We start from the raw sequence: 24,846 nt of genomic DNA on the forward strand, positions 1-24,846 counted from the left end.
CTGCACAGGGCAGGATCCCGCAAGAGACCGGGCAGGCCGGGACGGACAGAACAAGGGCCGCATCGCGGCCCTTGTTCTTAGCGCATGCCCAGCGCTCAGGCGCCGCGGTTGGCCGGACGGCCATTGCCGCCACGTCCACCATCGCGACGGCCTGCGCCCGCGCCAGCGTTGGCCTGACGCGGCCCGCCGCTGCGCTGGCCACCCGGCTTCTTCGGGCCGGCATGCGCATGCGCCTGACGCGGTGCATCGCCATGTGGACGACGGGCGTGGCTCTTGCGCGGCGCGCGCTCGCCACCCGGCTGCTCGGCGCGACCCGGCGCGCTGTTGCCCCAACGGATCGGGGTCTGCGGCTCGTAGCCCGGCACGTCGCGGATTTCCACGTCGCGGCCCAGCATGCGCACGATCTGGCGCAGCAGCTTGGCTTCGTCCTGCGCCACCAGCGAAATCGCCTCGCCGGTGGAGCCGTTACGGCCGGTGCGGCCGATGCGGTGCACGTAGTCCTCGGCCACCATCGGCAGGTCGTAGTTGATGACCTTCGGCAGCTGGTCGATATCGATCCCGCGCGCGGCGATATCGGTGGCCACCAGCACGGTCACCCGGCCTGCCTTGAAGTCGCTCAGCGCGCGCATGCGCTGACCCTGGCTCTTGTTGCCATGGATCGCCGCGGTCTTGATGCCGGACTTCTCCAGGAACAGCGCCAGCTTGTCGCTGCCGTGCTTGGTGCGCGCGAACACCAGGGTCTGCTCGCGGCTGTCCTGCGCCAGCAGGTGCAGCAGCAGATCGCGCTTGCGGGCGCCGTCGACCGGGTGCACGCGGTGAGTGATGCTCTCGGCCACGGTGTTGCTCGGGGTGACCTGGATCTGCATCGGGTTGCGCATGAACTCCAGCGCCAACTGCTTGATGTTCTCTTCGAAGGTGGCCGAGAACAGCAGCGTCTGACGGTCCTGGCGCGGCAGCTTGGTCAGGATGCGCTTGATCGACGGCAGGAAGCCCATGTCGAGCATGCGATCGGCTTCGTCCAGGATCAGCACTTCGATGCCGGACAGGTCCACGCTGCGACGTTCGATATGGTCGATCAGGCGGCCCGGGCAGGCGATCAGCAGGTCCACGCCACGACGCAGCGCATCGAGCTGGTTGCCCATGCCCACGCCGCCATAGATCACCGCGCTGGGGATGCGCAGGTACTTGCTGTAGCCGCGCAGGCTGTCGTGCACCTGGGTGGCCAGTTCGCGGGTGGGGGTCAGAATCAGCGCGCGCGGCTTGCGCGGGCCGTTGACGGTCTGCGGCGCGGTGCCAAGGTGCTGCAGCAGCGGCAGGCCGAAGGCAGCGGTCTTGCCGGTGCCGGTCTGCGCGCCGGCCAGCAGGTCGTGACCGGCCAGCACCAACGGGATCGCCTGCTGCTGGATCGGGGTGGGGGTTTCGTAGCCCTGCTCGGCCAACGCGCGCAGCAGGAAGGGCGCAAGGCCCAGGGATTCAAAAGACATCAGGAAGCTCCAAGTAAAGCGTCGCCGCCAAGCCAAGCCCGGAGCGCAAACGCATTGCAGATGCAAGAAGGTGAGGCTCGGAGCGTTCCCGTGAACCGCGCTGCGAGATGGTGGATCAACCCGATCAAGGAGCGATGGGTTTGTCGGCACCACGAAAGGCGTCGGGTGGGGCGGGCGAGCGGATCGATCGATCCTGGCCTCGCCGGCTGTCCCTAAGGGAAACGGACGGCCGCATGCAGACCCGGCAAGTGTACTCGCGTTTGGCGCGCTGCACAAAATCGCGGTTTCGCGGTTGTGGTCACGGTCAGTTGTTTCAGGTGCAACCAGTAGTGCGGCAGGCCGTACAATCGTCCGATCAGCCACAGCACAGGATGGTCATGAAGCTAGGTTCCCTGAAGGAAGGCGGTCGCGACGGCAGCCTGATCGTGGTTTCGCGCGACCTGCGCACCGCCGTGCGCGCCACCGGCATCGCGCCCACGCTGCAGCGCGCGCTGGAGGACTGGAGCAATGTGGCGCCGCGCCTGAATGCCTTGTCGGCCTCGCTCAACGATGGCAGCGCCGACGGCGTGTTCGATCTGGATGTGCAGGCCTTGGCCGCCCCCTTGCCGCGCGCCTACGAGTTCGTCGACGGCAGTGCCTACCTGCCGCATGTGGAGCGGGTGCGCCGCGCACGCAATGCCGAAGTGCCGGAAAGCTTCTACACCGACCCGCTGATGTACCAGGCCACCAGCGCCGGCTTCTATGGCCCGCGCGATGCCATCAAGGTGATCAGCGAGGACTACGGCATCGACCTGGAGGCGGAGATTGTGGTCATCACCGACGACGTGCCGATGGGCGCCTCGCCCGAGCAGGCGGCCGCGCATATCCAGTTGGTGGGCCTGGTCAACGATGTCTCGCTGCGCAACCTGATTCCGGCCGAGCTCGCCAAGGGCTTTGGTTTCGTGCAATCCAAGCCGCGTTCGGCGCTGTCGCCGGTGTTCGTCACCCCCGACGAGCTGGACGATGCCTGGCGCGACAACAAGGTGCATCTTCCGCTGGTCACGCACGTCAACGGCGCCTGGTTCGGCGCGCCCGAAGCCGGCAACGACATGCAGTTCGACTTCGCCCAACTGATCGCCCACGCCGCCAAGACCCGTCCGCTGTCGGCCGGCACCATCGTGGGCTCGGGCACCATCGCCAACCAGGACACCGCCTTGGGCGCCTCGTGTTTTGCCGAGCAACGCGTGGTCGAGACGCTGCGCGACGGCAAGCCCAGCATGCCGTTCATGGCGTTCGGGGACATGGTGCGGATCGAGATGTTCGATGCCAGTGGCGCCAGCATCTTCGGTGCGATCGAACAGCGCGTCGAGCGGCAGCCGCTGCCATGACCTGCGGCGCAGCGACGACAGGCGGTCGCGTATGAGCGCGGCCCTGGAGCTGTTTTCGTACTGGCGCTCCAGCGCGGCGTATCGCGTGCGCATCGGTCTTGGGCTGAAGGTGCTGGATTACATCGCCCGCCCGGTGCATCTGGTGCGCGATGGGGGCGAGCAGCACGCGCCGGCCTATGCGCAACTCAATCCGCAGGAACTGGTGCCGACGTTGCGGCATGGCGATGTGGTCATCACGCAGTCGCTGGCGATTCTGGAGTATCTGGAAGAGGCATTCGCGCGCACCACGGCGCTGCTGCCGCGCGCGCCTGCCGAACGCGCCCGGGTGCGCGCACTGGCGCAGCTCATCGCCTGTGACGTGCACCCGCTCAACAACCTGCGCGTCATGCAGGTGCTGGAGCGCGAGTTCGCGCTGGAGGGCGCACAACGCCAGCAGTGGACACGGCACTGGATGGAGCGGGGCTTTGCGGCACTGGAAACGCAGCTGGCGCGCGATGCGCAGACCGGGTGCTTCTGCCACGGCGATGCACCGGGCCTGGCCGATTGCGTGCTGATCCCGCAGCTCTACAACGCGCACCGGTTCGAGGTCGATCTGGCGCCGTATCCGACCCTGCGGCGCATCGAGCAGGCCTGCCTGCAGTTACCGGCCTTCGACGCGGCGCGCCCGGAGATGCAGGCCGACGCGGTGGGCTGAGGGCAGGCTGTCACAGCCCTCATCCGCCCTTCGGGACCTTCTTCCGTGCCACGGGAAAAGGGCAGGCAATCACCCGGTTCGGGCAGTCGGCGTCACGCCAGGCGACAACGAAATGTAAGTTTGAGAGCTTCGGCACCGGCACCTGAAAGCACCGTGCGAGCGCCGATCCCTCCCTTCTCCCGCAGGAGGGAGGCCGCCGGCCTTTTCCTCCTGCCGCAAGCGGGGCGCCGATCTCGTCCTTATCCGCAAGCGGGAGAAGGTGGCGCGCAGCGCCGGATGAGGGCGCCGGTTGCATCGGCATCGCGAATGCGGAGCACGTCGCAGAGTTCGCTCTTAACCACCAGGATCCAGCGGCCCCCCGGTGCCGCAAGATCACCGATCGTCGCCGCCAAACCGATTAGATGAACCCGTGACTGATCTTCGGTGCCGCGGCCGCTTCGTAATCCGCATACGGGTCGTGCTCGCCGGAGCCGCCCTCGGAGAGACGGAACTTCAGCGCCAGGCCGTCGCGCGAGTCGGCCGCGCGCAGTGCTTCTTCCTGCTCGATTTCGCCCGACTTCACCATCCGGAACAGGCATTGGTCGAAGGTCTGCATGCCTTCTTCCAGCGACTCTTCCATCGCTGCCTTGACCTCGTGCACCTGGCCGCGCCGTAGCAGGTCGCGGATCATCGGGGTATTGAGCAACACCTCGGTGGCGGGGCGGCGGCGCCCGTCCACGCCCTTGACCAGGCGCTGGGAGACCACTGCGCGCAGATTCAGCGCAAGGTTCATCAGCACGTTCTTGTGCGCGCTTTCAGGGAAGAAATTGAGGATGCGCTCGATGGTCTGGTCGGCGTTGTTGGAGTGCAGCGTGGCCAGGCACAGGTGGCCGGTTTCGGCGAAGGCGATCGCCGCCTCCATGGTTTCGGCGTCCAGGATCTCGCCGATCAGGATCACGTCCGGCGCCTCGCGCATGGCGTTCTTCAGCGCGCTCTGAAAGGCGTGCGTGTCCAGGCCCACCTCGCGCTGGTTCACGATCGACATCTTGTGCTTGTGCAGGTATTCGATCGGGTCCTCGATGGTGAGGATGTGCCCGGTGGTGGTGCTGTTGCGGTGGTCGATCATCGACGCCAGCGAGGTCGACTTGCCCGAACCGGTCGAACCCACCACCAGCACCAGCCCGCGCGGGGTCATGATGACGTCCTTGAGCACCTGCGGCAGGTTGAGCTCTTCGATGCTGGGAATCCGGCTGCGAATGGCGCGAATCACCATGCCCACCTCGCCGCGCTGCTTGAACACGTTCACGCGGAAACGGCCGGCATCGGGCAGGGCGATGGCCATGTTGAGCTCGAGCTCGCGTTCGAACTGCGGCACCTGGCCTTCGTCCATCAACGAGTAGGCGATTTTCTTGACCATTCCCGGCGGCAACCCCGTATTGCCGAGCGGGTAAAGCTTGCCCTCGATCTTGATGTACACCGGCGCGCCGGTGGTCAAGAACATGTCCGAGGCATTCTTTTCGGTCATCAGCTTCAGGAAGTAGCCGATATCCATGCGCAATGGTTCCCCAACAAACAGCAGCGTCTCGTTGCAAGTCCGCCGCAGGCTTCCGACAATGGCCGTGCTCGAGACTTCTCGCTACGGCTCCCCTAATGACGGCTAGCTTCGCATACTTGCGGCGATCCCTGTATGGCATCGCCTGTTTCATGGTCCTTTCCTCTCCGGCTGCCGCCCAGGTGGCACCGGAGCTCACCGCCGCCGAACAGGCCGTGCAACGTGCCACCCAGGCCGATGCCGACCAATACGCCCCGGATCTGGTCAACCTGGCCCGCCAGGAATTGATGCAGGCCCAGCAGGCGCAACTGGACAAGCGCCAGCGCAAGCAGGTGCCCCAGATCGCCTTGCGCGCCGCCGCCGACGCCGACCTGGCCAAGGCCCGCAGCGAAGAAGCGGTGGTCACCGCTCAACTGGAACAGCGCAGGAAGGAAGTGGCGCAGTTGCAGAACACCCTCAATACCGGGGAGGGCGGCCGATGAAACTGCGCCCCCTGCTGTATCTCGGTGTGTTGAGCCTGGCCACGTTGCCGCCGCTGGCGATGGCGGCCAAGGACGACCCGCAGGCCGACGCGCTCAACCGGCGCCTGGCCGCACTACAGAACGACCCGCAGACCAACGATCTGGCGCGCTTTGAGCGGCTGCAGGCGCAGCAAAGCGTGGCTGCGCTGGCCGAGGCCAAACGCCGTGACCGCGACGAGCTGGTGTTTCTGGCCGACCGCCGGGTCGAAATCGCCGAACTCACCGCCCGTACCGCGCTGGCGCGGCGCGAATTGGACCGCCTGGAAGGCACGCGCAACGACTTGCTGATCGAAGCCAGCCGCCGCGATGCCGCACGGGCGCGCCAGGAAGCCGAACGCCTGCGCGTGCAGGCGCAGATCCAGGCCGAGGCCGCCGAGCAGGCACGCCAGGCCGCCGAACAGGAAGCGCTCGCCCGCCAGGACGCCGAGCTGGCGTTGACCAGCGTGGCCGGCAAGCAGACCGCCAAGCTCAACGCGGCCCAGCAGAAGGCGGTGCAACTGGCGCATGAGGAGGCCGAGCTGGTCGCCGGGGCCAAGCTGCCGGCCGCCAAGTTCGACAGCCGCGGCGAAGTGTTTTCCCTGGGCAGTGGCGCCTTCGGTGGCAAGGCGGCGTTGTCCGGGGATGCCGCCGGGCAGGCCAAGGCATTGGCCGAATATCTGAACATCGGCAAGAAGGGCCGGGTCAGCATCGTCGGCTTCGACACCGATCCAGCCATTGCCAAGAAGCGTGCCGAAGCACTGCGCGATGCGTTGGTGGCAGGCGGCGTGTCGGCCTCGCGGCTGCAGGTCACCGGCACCAAAGGCGCGGCCAGCAAGACCCGCGCGGCCGAGGTCGTTGTCGCGCCCTGATGTCATTTGTTGCAAGTGATTGGAAGTTAAGGTCTTTTAACCCGTGCATGACGCCTGGTTGAACCGCGGTCACTGATTGAGGCAGGGAACGGCAAATGCGGCCGTTTCGGTCTTGAACCCCCTGGGCGACCGGCGTAGGGTCGTACCTCCGGGCAGCAACTCCGCGGCCCGGGAAGTACGGAGGGTCGGGCCAGTGATGCAGAGGCACGCAGCGAGACAACATGGTGGAGCAGTTGTTGGTGGTTCCGCCGGTGTGTCGGCCTTTGCAACGCGTTGGTCTTCCATTCCCAAGCTGCGCCCCGTGCCTTCGCTAGCCGGGGCGTTCTTGTTTTAAGTGAAGGAGGTAACGCCATGTTCGAAGGGCAACCGCAGACCGAAATCGACGCATTGATGAAGTCCGATCCCCAGTTCAAGCAGCTCTACCAACGCCACAAGCTATTGAACAAGAAATGCATGGATGCCGAACTCGGGGTGCTCCCGATCGACGACGTGACCTTGGGCCAGATGAAGCGCGAGAAGTTGCAGGCAAAAGAAAAGCTCACCCGGATGTACGACCAGCTCACCCACTGATCCTTCCCCACCGTTAGAACAAGTTCACCGTCGCGGGCGGTGGCGGCCTCCTCGTCGGCTTGCCACCGTCCGCGTCTTTAGTTGGAGCGGCGTTTGCTGGCGGGGGCACATCGGCGAACGGTTGAGCCTGTTCGTTCATCGGCCTGTGCAATCGGTTCAATGCTGAATGAGCATTCCCCGGCGGTTCGTCGGATAATGACCGGTCTAGCCCGCGTGGCGCAGCGACGATATCCCGATGGCGATTCATTCCTCCGTACTCGAACTGATTGGCAACACGCCGATCGTCAAGGCCCAGCGCCTGGACACCGGCGTCTGCGAGCTGTTCCTCAAGCTGGAGGCGAATAATCCTGGCGGATCGATCAAGGACCGTATCGGTCTGTCGATGATCGAAGCGGCCGAGCAGCGCGGCGATCTCAAGCCCGGCGCTACCCTGGTGGAGGGTACCGCCGGCAACACCGGTCTGGGCTTGGCCCTGGTGGCGCAGCAGAAGGGCTACCAGTTGATCCTGGTGGTGCCGGACAAGATGAGCCGCGAGAAGATCTTCAATCTCAAGGCCATGGGCGCCAACGTGGTGCTGACGCGCTCGGATGTGGCCAAGGGCCACCCCGAGTACTACCAGGACCTGGCTGCCAGGATCGCAGCCGAGACTCCCGGCGCCTACTTCATCAACCAGTTCGGCAACCCGGACAACCCGGCCGCGCACGAATTCGGCACCGGCCCGGAAATCCTGGCGCAGATGGGCGGCCAACTGGACGCCATCGTGTTCGGTTGCGGCAGCTCCGGCACCATGACCGGCCTGTCGCGCGCCTTCGCCAGCGCCTCGTCGCACACCGAACTGGTATTGGCCGACCCGGTCGGTTCGATCCTGACCCAATACATCGAAGAGGGCACGGTCAGCGAAAAGTCCGGCAGCTGGTTGGTCGAAGGCATCGGCGAGGATTTCCTGCCGGATATCTCCGACTTTTCGCGGGTCAAGAAGGCCTATTCCATCAGCGACGCGGAAAGCTTCCATACCGCGCGCGAGCTGCTGGCCAAGGAGGGCATCCTCGGCGGCTCGTCCACCGGCACCCTGCTGGCCGCGGCGCTGAAGTATTGCCGCGAGCAGACCACGCCCAAGCGCGTGCTGGTGTTCGTCTGCGATACCGGCAACAAGTATCTGTCGAAGATGTACAACGACTACTGGATGCTCGACAACGGCTTTTTGGAGCGCCCGCAACATGGCGATCTGCGCGACCTGATCCTGCGCCCTTACAACAAGCGCGACACCGTGGTGGTGGGCCCGAAGGATCTGCTGACCACCGCCTACCAGCGCATGAAGCTGTACGACGTCTCGCAGTTGCCGGTGATCGATGAAGGCGAGCTGGTGGGCATCGTGGACGAAAGCGACGTGCTGCTGCATGTCTATGGCGACGAAGCCCGTTTTCGCGACCCGATTTCCACTGCCATGGTCAGCAAGCTGGATCGTCTGGACGTCGCGTCGCCGATCGAAGCGCTACTGCCGGTGTTCGACCGTGGCCAGGTCGCCATCGTCATGGACGGCACGCAATTTCTTGGCTTGATCACCCGCATCGACCTGCTCAACTACCTGCGCCGTCGCGTGCAGTGATCGTGCAGTAATCCGGCACCGCCGCGCGCTCGGATGAGACGCGCGGCACGGGCCATTCAGACCTGCTTGTTACAATCGCCCACTTTTTCGGGAACCTCCATGTCCAATCGCACCACTCATAGCCATGACGGCGAGCGCGCGCTGTCGCTCGCAACGCTGGCGATCCATGGAGGGCAGTCGCCAGATCCGAGCACCGGCGCGGTAATGCCGCCGATCTATGCGACGTCCACCTATGCGCAGTCCAGCCCCGGCGAGCACCAGGGCTTCGAATATTCGCGCACCCACAACCCCACGCGCTTCGCCTACGAGCGTTGCGTTGCCGCGCTGGAAGGCGGTACGCGCGCATTTGCGTTCGCTTCCGGCATGGCTGCCACCTCGACGGTGATGGAGTTGCTGGATGCCGGCAGCCACGTGGTGGCGATGGACGACCTGTACGGCGGCACCTTCCGCCTGTTCGAGCGCGTGCGCCGTCGCACCGCCGGCCTGGATTTCAGCTTCGTCGACCTGACCGACCCGGCCGTTTTCGAAGCTGCAATCCGCCCCGATACCAAGATGGTGTGGATCGAAACCCCGACCAACCCGATGCTCAAGCTGGTCGATATCGCTGCCATTGCCGCGATCGCGCGCAAGCACGGCCTGTTGATCGTGGTCGACAACACGTTCGCTTCCCCGATGCTGCAGCGCCCGCTCAGCCTGGGTGCGGATATCGTCGTGCACTCGGCCACCAAGTATCTCAACGGCCACTCGGACATGGTCGGCGGCATCGCGGTGGTTGGCGACAACGCCGAGCTCGCCGAGCAGATGGCGTTCCTGCAGAACTCCATCGGCGGCGTCCAGGGCCCGTTCGACAGCTTCCTCGCCCTGCGCGGCCTCAAGACCCTGCCGCTGCGCATGCGCGCGCATTGCGAGAATGCCCTGGCGCTCGCGCAATGGCTGGAAACCCACCCTGCGATCGAAAAGGTCATTTACCCCGGCCTTGCTTCGCACCCGCAGCATGCGCTCGCGAAAACCCAGATGTCCGGCTTCGGCGGCATCGTCTCCATTGTCCTCAAGGGCGGCTTCGACGCAGCCAAGCGTTTCTGCGAAAAGACCGAATTGTTCACCCTGGCCGAATCGCTCGGTGGCGTGGAAAGCCTGCTCAACCATCCCGCCGTCATGACCCACGCCTCCATTCCGGTTGCCCGCCGTGACCAGCTTGGTATCAGCGATGCGCTGGTGCGGTTGAGCGTGGGGATTGAAGATGTGGGGGATTTGCGTGGGGATTTGGAGTGGGCGCTTGCGCGTTAAGCAGCACATCCACGTAACGGAAACCTGGCGCTCATCGCGCGGCTTGGCAGTGGCCAAATGAAGGCGCGCACGTCGCGAGTTTTGCCGAGCACCGGGTTTCTACGTGCGGTCCTGGCTGGGGCAATTCGCTATGTCCTTGTGCGACCGTCGCTGAAACGCCGGTTGATGCGTGCGCTGTCAGCGACACCGGGCCTACTCATGGCGATCAAACGCCTTGGGGTACGTTTCGGATTTGGCGGCCTGATGGGGCCCGGTCACCTGGCGATCAATGGAAGGGCGAGTGGTCTGGCGTCGCAAGGACGCATGACTGCGCGTGCCGCCCGGATCTACGAAGATCTGCGTCGGGCGATGGCCGCCAGGGATCGTTGAGTCGTGCGCATCGCCATCGATCTACAGGCAGCCCAGACCGCCAGCAGGCATAGAGGGATCGGGCGTTATTCGCTTGCATTGGCTGAGGCGATGCTGCGTGAGCCGCGCGCGCATGAGTTCTGGTTGGTCATCAATGGCGATATTGCCAGCGACGCGATCGATTCGCTTGCTGCTCTGTTGCCACGCGAGCGCGTGGTGGCGTTCCGCACGGCTCAGCCCGTGCATTGGCGCGATCCGGCAAACGCGTGGCGGCGAACGGCCTCCGAGCATATGCGCGAGTCGTTCCTGCAGGCCTTGCAGCCGGATATCGTCCACGTCACTAGCGTGATCGAGGGTGCGAGCGATGGAGCGGTGACCTCCATCGGTCGTGGAACGGGGGGGGCACGCACTGCTGCAACCTTGTACGACCTCATCCCGCTCCATGATCCGCGATACATTGCCACCCCATGGGCCGCAGAATGGTATGCAGATAAGGTCGCCTCGCTGCAGCGGGCCGATGTATTGCTCTCGATCTCCGATTACGTTCGGAACGATGCAATCGAGCGGTTGTCGGTAGCGCCGGAGCGCGTGGTCAATATCTCGTCTGCGGCCTCGCAGATCTTCAGGCCGATCCATGTCGATAGCGTGCTGCGTGGACGATTTGCGCACGAGCATGGGATTGTCGGCGGGTACGTGATGTACAGCGGGGCAATGGATCCTCGCAAGAATCTCGAGGCCTTGGTCGCAGCCTATGCGCTGCTGGGTAAAGAGAAGCAGGAACGTTATCAGCTGGTGGTCACCGGCCACCTGGACGAGTTGGAGCGCGCGCGGCTTGCGCTAGTTGCGCGTCGATTGAAGTTGTCGCCGGACCGGATCGTCTGTACGGGACACGTGACTGATCAGTCGCTGGTCGAACTGTATTGCGGTGCTGAGCTGTTCGTCCTGCCTTCTTTGCAGGAAGGATTCGGCCTACCGTTGCTCGAGGCGATGGCCTGTGGAACCGCCGTGATTGGTGCACGCGCAAGTAGCATTCCGGAGGTGATCGGGCGCGACGATGCCTTGTTCGATCCGACCGATCCTGCAGCTATCGCTGGAGCGATGCGGCGCGTTCTGGAAGACACGGACTTTGCGCGCAGCCTCCGCCACCATGGGCCACAACGCGCCCGTGCATTCTCATGGGCAGGCAGTGCGTCGCGCGCGCTAGATGCGTTCGAGGCCTACGGCCAGTTACATCCGGCCGCTAAGTGGGGCTGGCGAGAGACGAGCGAGGCGTTGCAGAAAAAGCGTGCTGCGCTCGTCACGGACTTGGCGCACGCATGCGGCAGCCGCGTGCCAGTTGCGGATACGGACCTGGTGCAAGTGGCCGTCGCCATGGATGCAAATGAAGATCTGCTGCGCGACGTGTTGCGAAGGCAACATCCGCTCCCCCAGTTCCCCTCGTGGCGTGTGGAAGGGCCGTTTGACAGCAGTTATAGCCTCGCCCTGGTAAATCGTGAACTGGCGCGTGCGCTTGATGCGCAGGGGCTGAATGTGCTCTTGCATTCGACCGATGGCTCGGGAGACTTCGACGCCGATCCAGAATTCCTCGCTTCCGATCAGCAGATTGCGCGGCTTCATTCGCGCGCATCTGGAAGCGCGCCGGTTGCGGCCGACGTGTGCAGCAGGCTGCTGTATCCGCCTCGCGTTGCCGACATGGACTCCCGCTTCAACCTGCTGCATGCCTATGCCTGGGAAGAATCGGCCGTGCCCGAGGCTTGGGTTGCCGATTTCAACGAGTTCGTCCAAGGCATTTCCGCGCTTTCCACACATGTGGTCAAGGCATTGGTGGACAGTGGGGTCGCGATCCCACTCGGCGTTTGTGGCGCCGGGGTGGATCACTGGGAATCAATTGCTGCGGCAGAGGGTACTTCGTTGCAGCAACGTGGTTTCAGTTTTCTCCATGTGTCTTCCTGCCTTCCTCGCAAGGGTGTGGACGTCCTGTTGCAGTCCTACGGCGATGCCTTCAGCGATCGCGACGACGTATCGCTGATCATCAAGACCTTCGCCAACCCTCAGAACGAAGTTCGTCGTTTGCTGCATGGCGTACGACGCGCCCGGGCCGACTTTCCTCATGTGATTCTGATCGAGGAAGATCTCGACAGTGCCAGCTTGAAACGTCTTTACTCGCAGTGCGACGTGATGGTTGCGCCAAGCCGGGCCGAGGGCTTTGGGCTGCCATTGGCAGAGGCGATGTTGTCTGGTCTTGCTGTCATCACCACTGCGTGGGGTGGTCAATGCGATTTCTGCAACGACCAGACCGCCTGGTTGATTGATTACACATTCGCGCCTGCTGAGACGGTATTTGGGCTCCCTCACTCGGTCTGGGCTGAACCCTCCCGGACAGGGCTAAGCCGACTTTTGCGCGAAGTGCACCGTCTCCCCGCCGAGCAGCGCAACGAGCGGACCCGTCGTGGTCGACAGCTCCTGCAGGGCCACTTCAAATGGGCGGATGTGGCGCAGCGGCTCCTGGCGTTTGTTCGCGACCTGTGGGCTCGGCCGATTCGCACTGCCACGCCTCTCATCGCGTGGATTGCGCCCTCCTCGCCAGCTCAGAGCTCGGGTGGCGTTTTCGCTGAGCTCAGTGGCCTGGCTGGCGAGTTAACGCTATTTGAGATCGACGCATCGATCATATATTCAGGCGCGACGATGCCGGCAGGCCTGGTTTCCCTGTCTGAACCGCGCCATTGCCCAACCCGCTCCCTTCCTGTCATCGGCCATCAGCTGACCAATGCGGTGGTAATCGATTGTCCTCACATCCTGCATCATGGTCATTGGTTCGCTGGCCTGTTGGAGGATCAACTCGATCGTGGTCGGATTGTCGTTGTGCTGTTGCGTCGAGTTGCCGCATCCGATCCTTGGGAGCCTGCGCTGATTCGTGCACTCAGGCGATGCGATCGCGTCCTGGTCGAGGGGTTTGCCGATCTCAATCTGCTCAAGAGCCAGGGCGTCAGTGCGAACACGGCGATCCTCCCCACCCTTGGGGACAACGTGGAGATCCAGCAATCTGCGTTGCGTGTATGGAGCATCGTCCGTGCACTGCTGTGGCAGCGGCATGCTGATCCTTCGATTTTCTCGCCGCGGCCTGCAGAGGTAGTCTGCTCGTGACAGTCATTCTTTTCGGCCTCTCTCTTTCGGTTTCCGCGATCGTGACAATTCTGATCCCGCTCTCTTCGGTAAGCTTAATCTCATGAAAGACCTGCTGCGCCCCCTATGGGTATACCGATACTTCATCTTCTCTTCGATCAAGAACGAATTGAGGATGCGCTTTATCCAAAGCAAGCTTGGTGCGTTGTGGATGATCATCCATCCGCTGATGCAGGTACTGATCTTCGCAACGATCCTCTCCGAGGTTCTCGCGGCGAAGCTGCCTGGAATCGACAATAAATATGCCTATGCGCTGTACTTGATGTCTGGAACACTATGCTGGAGCCTGTTTAACGAGACTATCAATAAATGTGTCTCGCTATTCGTGGAAAACGGAAACCTGATGAAGAAAATGGCATTCCCAAGGATATGCCTTCCCTTCATTGCCGCAGGAGCAATGCTGGTTAACAACCTTCTGCTGCTGCTCGCCATCTTCATCGTGTTTGCGGTGCTTGGTCATTATCCGGGGTTGCAGGTCCTTTGGTTGCCGTTCCTGCTGGTGCTGACATTGACCTTCGCGATGTCGTTGGGCTTGTTGCTAGGGGTGTTCAATGTATTCATGCGCGACATCGCCCAAGTCGTGCCAGTGGTGCTTCAGGCGCTTTTCTGGCTGACGCCCATTGTCTACAACATCAGCATTCTTCCCGAGGACGTCGCCAAGGTCTTTAAACTCAACCCCCTGTTTCCGCTGGTGACGGCTTATCAGCAGGTACTGCTTTACGGCACAACACCGGATTGGCGCTCATTGATGCCGCTATGTGCGGCCACTGCGATACTGGGCCTGATGTCGTTAGTGGTGTTCCGACGTGCCAGTCAAGAAATGGTGGATGCGCTATGAGCGATGTCGTAATGCGTGTTGAGGACGTTGGCAAGGCCTATCGGGTCTGGAGCAGTCAATGGTTGCGGGCGGCCAGTTGGTTCGGTGCTCCAGTGCAGGCGCGCGAGGAACATTGGATCCTGCGCAATGTGTCGTTTTCGATCAAGACCGGCGAATCCGTTGGCGTAGTGGGGCGCAACGGTGCGGGTAAAAGTACGCTGCTGAAACTGATCACCGGAACCGTGCAGCCTACTGAAGGCGTCATTGCCCGGTCGGGGCGAATCGCGGCGATCCTGGAGCTGGGCATGGGATTCAACCCGGACCTGACAGGCAGGCAGAATGCGTACCATTCAGCAGGTTTGATGGGGTACTCTCAACAGCAAATCGATGCGGCCATGCCCGGCATCGAGCGGTTCGCCGAGGTTGGAGAATACTTCGATACGCCAGTGCGGACCTACTCCAGCGGAATGCAGGTGCGGGTGGCATTCGCCGTAGCGACGGCGTTCCGCCCCGACGTGTTGATCGTCGATGAGGCGCTTTCTGTGGGAGACGCCTATTTTCAGGCGAAGTGCTTCAAGCGCGTCCAGGAATTCAAGGAGCTGGGAACCACATTGATCCTGGTGAGTCATGCAGTGGGTGACATCGTCAAGCACTGCGAGCGCGTGCTATTCATCAAAGATGGCGGCGTCTATGCCGACGGCCCGGCGCGTGAAGTTTCCAATCTTTATCTGGACGAGCTTTTTGGGCGAAAGAGCAGTCCTGATTCTGCGCGTGCGGACGTTCCGATCAAAGCGATCCCAGGCGAAAGCATCGATGACGTATTCCACACTCGCCCTTTGTATAACCGCAACGAGCATCGTTGGGGTCAGGGCGGAGCGAAGATCGTCGACTATGCGGTGACCAGTAGTGGCGAGCGTTTTCCCGCGCGTATCGACAGCGGTGCGGTCACGAAATTCCACATGAAGATCTTTTTCGAGCGTGACTTTGACAACGTGGTCCCAGGTCTGTTGTTGAAGACGCTCGAAGGGCTGTTCCTCTATGGGACAAATTCATTTTTGGCGAGCGACGGGCGGAAGATGCTTTCCCCACGCGCAGGCGATGTGATTACCTGCCATTTCGCATTGCCGCTGAGCGTCAATGAGGGGCATTACATGGTGTCGTTGGGGGTGTCGAGCGGCGATCCGCTCGGCGAGTTGGTGCCCCTGGACAGGCGCTATGATTCCATCTTGCTGGATGTCAGCCGTCCCATGCAGTTCTGGGGCATCGTTGACTTGAATGCCGAATTTTCCGCCGACGTTTCTTGATTGCCGTCCGTGTCCGCGCCGCCGGCGTGCCGCTAATTCCAGGTTTCTATTGATGACGCATTCCGTTTCCCCGGGCAACAGTTCTATCGCCGATCTCGTTGCTGCGTTACCCGAAAAGTATCAGCCCATTTTTGGCCATCCAGAAATTTCCGACGGTAGCTCCCGTGGTTGCGAGGACCGCCTGAAGGTCATCCTCGATGTGGTCGACCACCTGCGGATGGCATTGGGGCGTCCGATTCGGGTGCTCGATCTTGGATGCGCGCAAGGCTATTTCTCCCTCAACCTGGCGGCGCGGGGGGCCATCGTCCATGGTGCGGATTTTCTTGATCGCAATGTAGCGGTCTGCCGGGCGCTGGCGGAAGAGCAGGGCTTCGTGGCCGCCACCTTCGAATGTGCCCGGATCGAGGACATCGTCGGGGGGCTGGAGGTTGGCAGATATGATCTCGTCCTCGGGCTGAGCGTCTTTCATCACCTGATTCATGAGCATGGCCTGGAGCCTATTGTCGGGTTGATTGGGCAGATCGACGCCTGCATCGCAGTTGGCATATACGAGCTTGCTGTGCGGGAAGAGCCGCTGTATTGGGGTGCATCGCAGCCGGGTGATCCCGCGCAATTGCTGCAGCGCTATGCGTTTCTCCGAGTGCTGGCTCATCAGGGAACGCATCTGTCAGGTATCGCCAGGCCCTTGTATTTCGCAAGCAGCCGTTACTGGCTGCTTGGTAATGACTTCCGCGAATTTCTCTCGTGGCGCACGGAATCACACGCCCATGCGATGAACAGTCACGCAGGGACGCGACGCTACTACTTTGCCGATGGCGTGATTCTCAAGCAGATGTCATTGGTTGAGACGTCGAGGAAGAAGATCAACCTCGCAGAGTACGAGAACGAAGTGAGCTTCTTGCGTGATCCGCCTCCTGGGGTGGCTGTTCCGGCTCTGATGCACAACCTGGAGGACAGTCGCGATGTATGGATTCTGCGAGAGCAGCTGCCAGGGCGCCTGCTTTCGGAGATGATCCAAGACAAGGCCCCGTATTCCTACGAGGAGATAGCCGATTCCATCATTGCGCAACTTGTTGCGCTGGAGGCGGTCGGGCTTTACCACAACGATCTGCGCTGTTGGAACCTGCTTGTCAACGATAATGGCACTGCCACCTTTATCGACTATGGTGCCGTCTCGACTAGCGCAGTTGATTGCGTCTGGCCTGATGATCTGCTTCTTTCGCTTTTGATAACGCTGCGGGAATTGGTGCAGGGGCAGATCGCACCGCCTTTGCCCGTTCGCCGCCCGCTCCTCGATATCTCCATGCTGCCGGCTCGCTACCGGGTCGCGTTCTATACGATATTCAATCGCCCAAGTGGGGAATGGACGTTTCGCGCTTTGAGGGAGGCGATCGGCCAAGAAGATGGGGAGGCAGAGGGAGCCGGCTGGGTATGGCTGTTGCGAAAGCAGGAGCGTGCACTTCTCATCTATGAGCAGGCCATCCGGGCGGCCGAAGCACGCTCGGCCGAAGTCCAGACCAAGCTCAATGAGTCGCTGAGTAACGCGCATCACTGGTATCTGCGCGCAAATGAGCGCGAAGAGGCCATCGACAAGCTGAACAGCGAGATCAATGGGCTGAAAGACACTATCGGCGAGTTGCATCATCTGCAGCTGTCGGGCACCTCGAACATCCATGACCTCCGCCGGAGATTGGAAACTTCAGGTGCCAGCTTCACGGTCGTCCGTGAGCAGCTGGATGAACTCCGCATGCAGCTCGATTCTTCACTTCAAAACGCCCACCACTGGTGCCTGCGTGCCAGCACTGCCGAGCAAAACCTGCACGATATCCAGACTAGCGCGTCATGGCGTCTGACGCGCCCTTTAAGAGGGATGGCGCGTTTGGTGAGGTCGCCTCGCGCATCGCTGAAGCGGATCCTACTTGCTCTGGTTCGCCGAGTTCTCAAGCGCCCGGCGCTTGCCCGTGCGCTAAACAACTGGTTACGTATGGCGCCTTCTGTCCATGCCAGGATCAGGGGCGCCGTCGCGGCGGATATGGGGATTGATCGCGTGATTCAGCCAGTGATGGAGGATCGGCCGCGCCCCGACCAGGTTGTGGATGTCACCGTGCTTGCCGAGCCGGTCGCGGCAGCGAGGCTGTCTGCCCGTGGTCATCAGATCTATGAGCGCATGTTGGCCATACGCAATGGGGAGTCTGCTTAATGCGCATCGTGATGGATCTTCAGGGAGCACAGTCGGAGAGTCGTTTCCGGGGTATCGGGCGCTATAGCCTGGCGTTAGCGCTTACAGTAGCCCGCGATGCACGGGGGCACGATATCCATCTCGCATTGAACGGTGCATTTCCGGAGGCAGTGAAGGATATTCGGACTGCATTTAAGGGGCTCATTCCGCAGAGCAATATCCATGTATGGCATGTGCCTCTTCCCGTGCATGCCTGCGATACTGGAAATAGCACGCGGTGCAGTCATGCCGAGATCGTGCGGGAGGCAACGCTGGCTTCATTGAAGCCCGATATCGTGCATGTATCCAGTCTGTTTGAAGGTTACGGCGACAACGCATTGACCAGCATTGGTCGTGTCTTCCAGATCCCGACCGTGGTGACGATGTATGACTTGATTCCGATGATGAACCCAGAGGTTTATCTCAATCACGACCCAGTCTATGCCAAAGCTTACGCGGAGAAATTTTCTTTTTTGCAGCGGGCGGATGCTGTCTTAGCGATATCGGAAAGTTCAGCTGACGAGGCGCGCCGGGTTGGGAAATTTGGCAGCGATAAGGTCTTCAACATCTCTGCAGGATGCGATGCTGTCTTCTCACAGTTGGAAATCCAGCATCCGGCGCGTCGCTTGGTCCGCGCCAAGTTCGGGATCGAAGGCGAATTCTTTCTCTATACCGGTGGAGCGGATCGGCGCAAGAATCTGAACCGCTTGATCGATGCATATGCGGCACTCCCCGTGGCAACGCGCAAGATTGCCCGTCTGGTCATGGCCGGACGCATGCCTGCGTCGTTGGTGGACGATCTCAATCGCGTCGCATTGGAGCGGGGGCTGCGAGCGGACGAGATCATCTTTACCGGTTATGTTTCAGACGAAGAGCTGGTTGCGCTGTATAACGAATGCCGCTTCTTCGTGTTTCCGTCCTGGCACGAGGGATTTGGTTTGCCGGTATTGGAAGCAATGGCATGTGGTGCAGCGGTCATTGCAGCCAACGCTTCAAGTATTCCGGAGATTGCCACGGAGCCGGCCATGCTGTTTGATCCGTATGACACTGCCGAGATGTCCGAGCGGATCCGCTGGATGCTTGAGGATGATGCAGCCGTAGCGGAAGCTCGCGCTTTTTCGGAGCATCGGGCTACTGCGTTCTCTTGGGAGAGAAGCGCAACAGCGTTTCTCGACGCTTGCGAGAGCGTGCATCTGCGATCCTTGCCGCGCACCGATGCTGGTCAGGCACTCAATATAGCCATGGCCGCACTTGGCCGGAAAAGTACGCAAACGCTCGCAGTGGTTGCAGCAGCAGATGCGTTGGACCGCAGCATAGCGCCAGAGGAGCGCATGCTCATGCTCGACGTTACCGAGCTGGCCGCGCACGATCGTGGGACGGGTATCCAGCGCGTGACGCGCGCTATCTCGAATGAGTGGCTGCGCCGGCCGCCGCATGGCTACCGCATCCAGCTCGTCAGGTTGGATCGCGAGTCACGTCGCTATGTGTGCGCCAATGCCTACGCCGGCCACCTTCTAGGTCAGGATTTCGGTGAGGATGCGGCACTGGTGTGTCACGCGGGCGACGTCTTCGTCGGCCTGGATCTGGTGGGACACGCTGTTGATCTGGCCTCCGATTGGTTCGATTACTTTCATGTTGCAGGGGTAGTGATCAATTTCGTGGTCTATGACATCCTTCCTGTGCGGAATCCACAATGGTGGCCCGGGCCCGGCGGGCAGCACCACGAGCGCTGGCTGCGAGGTATCGTTTCCGTATCGGATCGGTTGATCTGTATTTCCCAGGCCGTTGCAGATGATGTGACTGGATGGATGCTGGAAAATGGAATCGGCAAGCAGCCGGACGTCGCATGGTTCCACCTTGGTGCTGATCTTGAAGGAAGCGCTCCCAGTCGGGGCATGCCGGATCATGCCGACGCGCTTCTCTCTCGCCTGAAGCAGGTGAGGAGTTTCTTGATGGTGGGCACGCTCGAACCCCGCAAGGGGTATGCCGGCGTGTTGGCCGCATTCGAGTATCTATGGTCTGCAGGGCAGGATATCGCCTTGGTGATCGTCGGCAAGAAAGGCTGGATGGTGGACGAGCTTTGCGAAAAGTTGGAAACGCATCCCCAGCTTCATCGCAATCTGTTTTGGCTCAGCTCCGCCAGCGACGAGCTCTTGGAAAAGCTCTACCAAGCCTGCACCTGCCTCATCGCCGCCTCTGAGGGCGAAGGTTTTGGCTTGCCACTGATCGAGGCGGGACAGCGACGACTGCCAATTCTGGCCCGCGATATCCCGGTGTTCCGCGAGGTTGCTGGCGAGCATGCAACTTACTTCGCAGGGCACACGCCGGTGGAGATAGCGAGCGCCATCGAAAAATGGCTCGAACTGCATACACAGAACGCGCATCCGCGGACTGACGAGCTGTCCTGGTTGACCTGGGCGCAGAGCGCCGATCAGCTTGCCGCCGCACTTCTGAAGCCGGCCGCCAGTCTGGTATATCCGAGCCAGGAGGCCAATTGAGGTCAGGCAAGTTATGATGGCGCGCTTCCTGCACGGCGATGCTCGGGGCGCTCATGGGCGTGATCTAGAGCGGGGTTGCTTTCACAAATATCCGAAGAGAATGTAGATGACTAACAAGATTGCAATCATTACCGGTATCACCGGACAGGACGGTGCTTACCTGACCGAGCTGTTGCTTGGCAAGGGTTACAAGGTGTATGGCACATATCGACGGACCAGTTCCGTCAACTTCTGGCGCCTCGAGGAGGTTGGCGTCGCGAAACATCCGAATCTGGAGTTGGTGGAGTATGACCTCACGGATCTGGGGACGACGATCGCGATGGTCCAGAAGATCCAGCCCGACGAGATCTACAATCTCGCTGCCCAGAGCTTCGTCGGAGTCAGTTTCGATCAGCCGACAACGACAGCGCAGATTACCGGTATCGGCGCACTGCACCTGCTTGAGGCGATTCGTCTGGTGAACCCGAAGATCCGGTTCTACCAGGCATCGACTTCGGAGATGTTCGGTAAGGTCCAGGCAGTCCCTCAAAAGGAAGACACGCCGTTTTGGCCACGTAGCCCATACGGCGTTGCTAAGCTGTATGCCCACTGGATTACGGTGAATTATCGCGAGAGCTACGATATCTTCGGATCCAGCGGAATTCTGTTCAACCACGAAAGTCCACTGCGCGGCCGGGAATTCGTTACCCGCAAGATCACCGACTCGGTGGCTAAGATCAAGCTCGGGCTGCTGGACTGCATGGAGTTGGGAAACCTGGACGCCAAGCGTGACTGGGGCTTTGCGCGCGAGTATGTGGAAGGTATGTGGCGGATGCTGCAAGCCGAGGAGCCGGACACTTTCGTGCTCGCGACAAATCGCACCGAAACCGTGCGCGATTTTGTCGGCATGGCGTTTAAGGGCGCAGGCATCGACGTCGAGTTCCGTGGAGAGGACGCTGAAGAGACTGCGGTGGACATTGCCACCGGCAAGGTGGTCATGCGCATCAACTCGAAGTTCCACCGCCCTGCAGAAGTGGAGCTGCTGATCGGCGATCCCGAAAAGGCGGCCCGTATCCTCGGCTGGAAGCCTGAAACCACGCTGGAGCAGCTGTGCCAGATGATGGTCGAGGCTGATCTGAAGAGGAACGAGCGTGGCTTCTCATTCTGACCTGACGGGTAAGCGGGTTCTGATAAGCGGAGCGTCCGGGTTCACCGGGCGCTACATGGCCCAGCAGCTCAAGGAACAGGGCTGCACGGTCATCGGCGTCGGAACGCGTTCGGATGGTACCGGCACGGCTGGTACCGACGAGTTCTGGCCGATGGATCTGCGCGACGCTGCCGACGTCGCTCGCATCGTTGCGCATGCCCAAGCCGACTACGTTGTACATCTAGCGGCAGTGGCCTTTGTCGGTCACGGGGATGCTGACGATTTTTATCGTGTCAATCTGCTCGGCACCCGGAACCTCTTGCAGGCGTTGGCCGCAAGCCGCCACCGTCCGGAAAGGGTGCTGATCGCCAGCAGTGCCAATGTCTACGGCAATGCAACTGAGGGCGTGATCGACGAGGCGGTCACACCCGCGCCCGCGAACGACTACGCGGTGAGCAAGCTCGCCATGGAATATGTCGCCAGCTTGTGGCGCGAGCGGCTATCCCTGGTGATTGCCCGCCCTTTTAACTATACCGGGGTCGGTCAGGCGACCAATTTCCTGATTCCCAAGATCGTTTCCCATTTCGCATCTCATGCCTCTTCCATCGAGTTGGGCAACACCGAAGTGTGGCGCGATTTCGGCGATGTCAGATCGGTCGTGCTGGCTTACCGGAAGCTCCTGCAGGCACCGGCGGCCGAAGGGCAGATCGTCAATGTGTGTTCGGGTGTCGCCAGTTCGCTGGGGGACATCATCGGGATCTGCTCGAAAATCACTGGCCACGACATTGACGTCCAGGTGAACCCTGCATTCGTTCGAGAGAATGAAGTCAAGAAGTTGCTTGGCAGCAATGCCAGATTGCAGGAGCTGATCGGCGATTGGCAGAGTCTTGCGTTAGAGGACACGCTGCGCTGGATGCTCGAAGCTAGCTGCCAGCACTAGGACTGGGCAGTTAGAACAATCCAAGGGAATTGAAGGCAATCGAGCTTCGGCTGGAAAATTCAGCCGAAGCCCCGCCTTGCGAATTGGTTCGGCGTTATGGTAAGCACTGATGAACCGCCGGCCGCGAGGAGCTGCGCCAGCTGAAAGTGGCAGGCGACACTGGCGATCGTGCGGCCACGGCAGCTTATCTGTCGCAATCGGCCTTGCAGATTTCAAGACTTGTCAGCCCGAAGGCAAGCAGCCGTTGGTCTGCGGATATGCCGATCTTAGCGGGAGAGACCGGTGTTTCGTAGTTCAGGACGATATGCACCACTTCACCCGGCTGGCGGCTTGTGACGGGAATCCGTAGTGCCAGCGGCAGGGCTTGTGCTGGAGTGACTAGGGTGTCGAGCGCTTGAACGCCGTTGACCGAGGCACGGATGCGAAGCGCTTGATGGCGGCCAGCCAGAAACGGGTTACCACGCAAAATTACTGTTGTTCTGCCGACTGTTGTCGGGGTGACACGATAGCTCAGCGATGAGCTTGTACCTGCGGACCAGACGCCCCATGCCTCATCTGACGACCAGCCTTGTGTCAGTAGGCTGCGCAGCGAGGGGAGGGTTATGCTGGTATCTACGGCAGGCTCGGCGAACGCCGCCTCTTTGGCAGCTTCGATGCTTGCAGGCTTCGCCCCCCCTGGGAGACGAAAGACCACAACCGCTCCATCTTCGCGAGTCATTGCTGGCGGCGCGCCAATGGCCTGTGTCCATTCAGCAATGACTTGCGCTCCCTGGTCGGCATAACCGCGCTTGTCGATATAGATAGCGTCGAAGCCGAAGCGACCGATTGCCTGGAGCTGCGCTGCGGCGGGTTGGGTTTCCAGATTCCGGTAGAACAGGTCGCCCTCACGGCCTTTCATGCCTGCGTAGCTCCACTTTAAGTGCTGCGAGTGGACGAATCCCACCGCAAGGTCATATGTGTGCAAGGCATTCTTAGGCGGCACTTCCGGAAAGGGCATGTAGGGCAACTGGTAAACTGCTGCACCGAAAGGGAGGGCAGCTTCAATGCTGCGGATGAAACGCTTGTCCTGCTCGTACGCAGTGCGCGCGCTGGACTGACACTGGCCGCACACAGCTGAGGTCTGATCCCAGATGCCGATGACCAGCATGCTGGCCGCAGCGATCGAGGCAATGGTCATGTGGTGTCGACGCCCCACCTTGTCGGATAACATCTGCACTGCAATGGCCACCGCAGCCAGCGTGCTAAATGTGATGAAGATGCTGGCCCGATTCCAGCCGCGGATGGAGGGCGATACAAGGTGCGCGAAGAGTGAGCCAAGTCCGCCGATGGTCATGAATGCCAGAAGGACGCCGGAGAGAATCGCCAACAGGGCAATGCGTTCTTCATTGCGCTGCTCGGCCAGGCGCGCGAACGTGACCAGCGCCAGGATGGCAAGGCCGATGGAACCGATCAGGCCCAGGGAGGCGGTCGTGTTCTCGTTGATCAACGGTGTGCTGGCCATGTACCGGGCCGTGACATTGGCCAGCTTGGGTAGCCTGTGGTCGGGGCGCGGTAGGATCAACTGCATCAACTTCACGCCGTAGATCTCGGACTCTGCTGGCGCGCGAGCAGCGACTTCCGGGTTGTGACCGTTGATCTGATCGTTGATCACATTGGGTGCGACATTTGCCAGCGTACCGAGCGCGAGGAAGAAAATGACGGGTGCTGCGAGGCGGCTGATGGACGTCCAGTTCTTCTGGAACAGCGCCATGAGGCAAGCCGTTCCAATCAGGATCAGACCGAATGCCGTGTAGTAAACGCCGAAACAGCTCAGGATCAGGTACAGCGCGGCAAGCGTGATCTTACGTGCGGGCCGCGCGCTCCAGAAATCCAGCGATACATCGGCGCGCACAATTCGAATCGCAAGCATGAAGTAGATCGGGACGCCGAAATACCAGGTGTAGAAGATGTGCTGCAACCGCAGGAAATGGAACGGTGCCAACGTAAAGAGTATGGCAGTGGTAAAGGACAGCAAACGACCGACGCGCAGCCAGCGCATTACCCAATATGCCGTCAGAAAGTTCGCGGCAAAACCCAGCAGGAAGAACAGATTGATTGCGGCGGCACTGCTGCCGGTCAGCATGCCGGCGAGCTTCAGGAACAGAAAGCTGCCGGAATCTGCTCCAGGATAATCCAGGAAGGAGGAGCCGAATGGGAATCCGCTGCGGTCGTTCTCAAAAATCCATCCTTCCATCGCTCGCTGCGTCAGCCAGAGGCTGCTCAAGGCGTCGCCCTTATACGAGAATGGGTAATCCAGCAAGGACAAGAGGCCAGCCGGCCAGCCGACCAGCAGGAGGCTGCCCGCCACGACGGACATAACGGCACCTAACAGCAGGGGTAGCCATTCGGCCTTGATCAGGGGACTGGCCGGCGCCGTGGCAGGAAATAGGGTAATCATGTAATCCACGATTCAAGAATGGATGCGCCGCGCCAACGGGAGGCAGGCAGGCAGGCAGGCGGGAGGT

At 61.3% G+C, this 24,846-nt stretch carries 17 protein-coding genes; 14 read left to right on the forward strand and 3 right to left on the reverse strand.

Annotated features, from left to right (window positions below; all coding sequences use genetic code 11):
• Positions 1-95: 95 nt before the first annotated feature.
• Positions 96-1,484, reverse strand: coding sequence for a DEAD/DEAH box helicase (locus LN450_RS00930; RefSeq protein WP_008576904.1), 1,389 nt, complete (start codon positions 1,482-1,484; stop codon positions 96-98).
• 308 nt (positions 1,485-1,792) lie between these two features.
• Here LN450_RS00930 and LN450_RS00935 point away from each other — a divergent pair, with 308 nt between their 5' ends.
• Together LN450_RS00935 and maiA are read left to right on the forward strand one after the other, a co-directional pair.
• Positions 1,793-2,851 carry a fumarylacetoacetate hydrolase family protein gene (locus tag LN450_RS00935; protein WP_170808565.1) on the forward strand — a complete coding sequence of 353 codons (1,059 nt, stop codon included), beginning with the start codon at positions 1,793-1,795 and terminating at the stop codon, positions 2,849-2,851.
• A 31-nt stretch (positions 2,852-2,882) separates the two neighbouring features.
• Positions 2,883-3,545, forward strand: coding sequence for a maleylacetoacetate isomerase (gene maiA / locus LN450_RS00940; RefSeq protein ID WP_011348630.1), 663 nt, complete (start codon positions 2,883-2,885; stop codon positions 3,543-3,545).
• 397 nt (positions 3,546-3,942) lie between these two features.
• Here maiA and LN450_RS00945 read toward each other — a convergent pair whose 3' ends face one another.
• On the reverse strand, positions 3,943-5,076 hold the full coding sequence (locus tag LN450_RS00945) for a PilT/PilU family type 4a pilus ATPase (RefSeq protein ID WP_008576907.1): 1,134 nt from the start codon (positions 5,074-5,076) through the stop codon (positions 3,943-3,945).
• Between the two features lie 98 nt (positions 5,077-5,174).
• Between LN450_RS00945 and LN450_RS00950 the strand changes: the two genes are divergently transcribed.
• From LN450_RS00950 to LN450_RS01005, 12 genes are all read left to right on the forward strand, one after another.
• A complete protein-coding gene (locus LN450_RS00950; RefSeq protein WP_005914753.1) occupies positions 5,175-5,558 on the forward strand; it encodes a DUF4398 domain-containing protein in 384 nt (127 codons plus the stop codon).
• Positions 5,555-6,445, forward strand: a complete 891-nt coding sequence (locus LN450_RS00955) for an OmpA family protein (RefSeq protein ID WP_011348629.1) — start codon at positions 5,555-5,557, stop codon at positions 6,443-6,445. The genes LN450_RS00950 and LN450_RS00955 overlap by 4 nt, the downstream gene beginning before the upstream one ends.
• Before the next feature lie 351 nt (positions 6,446-6,796).
• The gene (locus LN450_RS00960) at positions 6,797-7,015 is read left to right on the forward strand and encodes an HP1242/YdcH family protein (RefSeq protein ID WP_003484103.1); all 219 of its coding nucleotides are present in this window, start codon (positions 6,797-6,799) and stop codon (positions 7,013-7,015) included.
• Positions 7,016-7,250: 235 nt separating this feature from the next.
• The gene (locus LN450_RS00965; RefSeq protein ID WP_011348628.1) at positions 7,251-8,621 is read left to right on the forward strand and encodes a pyridoxal-phosphate dependent enzyme; all 1,371 of its coding nucleotides are present in this window, start codon (positions 7,251-7,253) and stop codon (positions 8,619-8,621) included.
• Between the two features lie 99 nt (positions 8,622-8,720).
• A complete protein-coding gene (locus LN450_RS00970) occupies positions 8,721-9,908 on the forward strand; it encodes a cystathionine gamma-synthase (protein WP_011348627.1) in 1,188 nt (395 codons plus the stop codon).
• Positions 9,909-10,280: 372 nt separating this feature from the next.
• Positions 10,281-13,400, forward strand: coding sequence for a glycosyltransferase (locus tag LN450_RS23205; protein WP_011348625.1), 3,120 nt, complete (start codon positions 10,281-10,283; stop codon positions 13,398-13,400).
• 82 nt (positions 13,401-13,482) lie between these two features.
• Positions 13,483-14,277: an ABC transporter permease gene (locus tag LN450_RS00980; protein ID WP_005914761.1), complete on the forward strand. Its 795-nt coding sequence runs from the start codon at positions 13,483-13,485 to the stop codon at positions 14,275-14,277.
• Entirely contained in the window at positions 14,274-15,560 is a 1,287-nt protein-coding gene (locus tag LN450_RS00985; RefSeq protein ID WP_011348624.1) for an ABC transporter ATP-binding protein, read from the forward strand. Before LN450_RS00980 ends, LN450_RS00985 begins: the two co-directional genes overlap by 4 nt.
• Before the next feature lie 52 nt (positions 15,561-15,612).
• The gene (locus LN450_RS00990; protein WP_011348623.1) at positions 15,613-17,760 is read left to right on the forward strand and encodes a methyltransferase domain-containing protein; all 2,148 of its coding nucleotides are present in this window, start codon (positions 15,613-15,615) and stop codon (positions 17,758-17,760) included.
• Positions 17,760-20,276 carry a glycosyltransferase family 4 protein gene (locus LN450_RS00995; RefSeq protein ID WP_011348622.1) on the forward strand — a complete coding sequence of 839 codons (2,517 nt, stop codon included), beginning with the start codon at positions 17,760-17,762 and terminating at the stop codon, positions 20,274-20,276. The genes LN450_RS00990 and LN450_RS00995 overlap by 1 nt, the downstream gene beginning before the upstream one ends.
• Positions 20,277-20,382: 106 nt before the next feature.
• Entirely contained in the window at positions 20,383-21,423 is a 1,041-nt protein-coding gene (gene gmd / locus LN450_RS01000; protein ID WP_011348621.1) for a GDP-mannose 4,6-dehydratase, read from the forward strand.
• Complete coding sequence (locus LN450_RS01005; RefSeq protein ID WP_011348620.1) at positions 21,407-22,342, forward strand: NAD-dependent epimerase/dehydratase family protein; 936 nt, start codon at positions 21,407-21,409, stop codon at positions 22,340-22,342. Before gmd ends, LN450_RS01005 begins: the two co-directional genes overlap by 17 nt.
• Before the next feature lie 184 nt (positions 22,343-22,526).
• Here the strand turns inward: LN450_RS01005 and LN450_RS01010 are convergent, their stop codons facing one another.
• A complete protein-coding gene (locus tag LN450_RS01010) occupies positions 22,527-24,779 on the reverse strand; it encodes a hypothetical protein (protein WP_011348619.1) in 2,253 nt (750 codons plus the stop codon).
• Between the last annotated feature and the right edge of the window lie 67 nt (positions 24,780-24,846).

Origin of the sequence: Xanthomonas euvesicatoria pv. euvesicatoria (assembly GCF_020880415.1) — a bacterium.
Taxonomy (GTDB): domain Bacteria; phylum Pseudomonadota; class Gammaproteobacteria; order Xanthomonadales; family Xanthomonadaceae; genus Xanthomonas; species Xanthomonas euvesicatoria.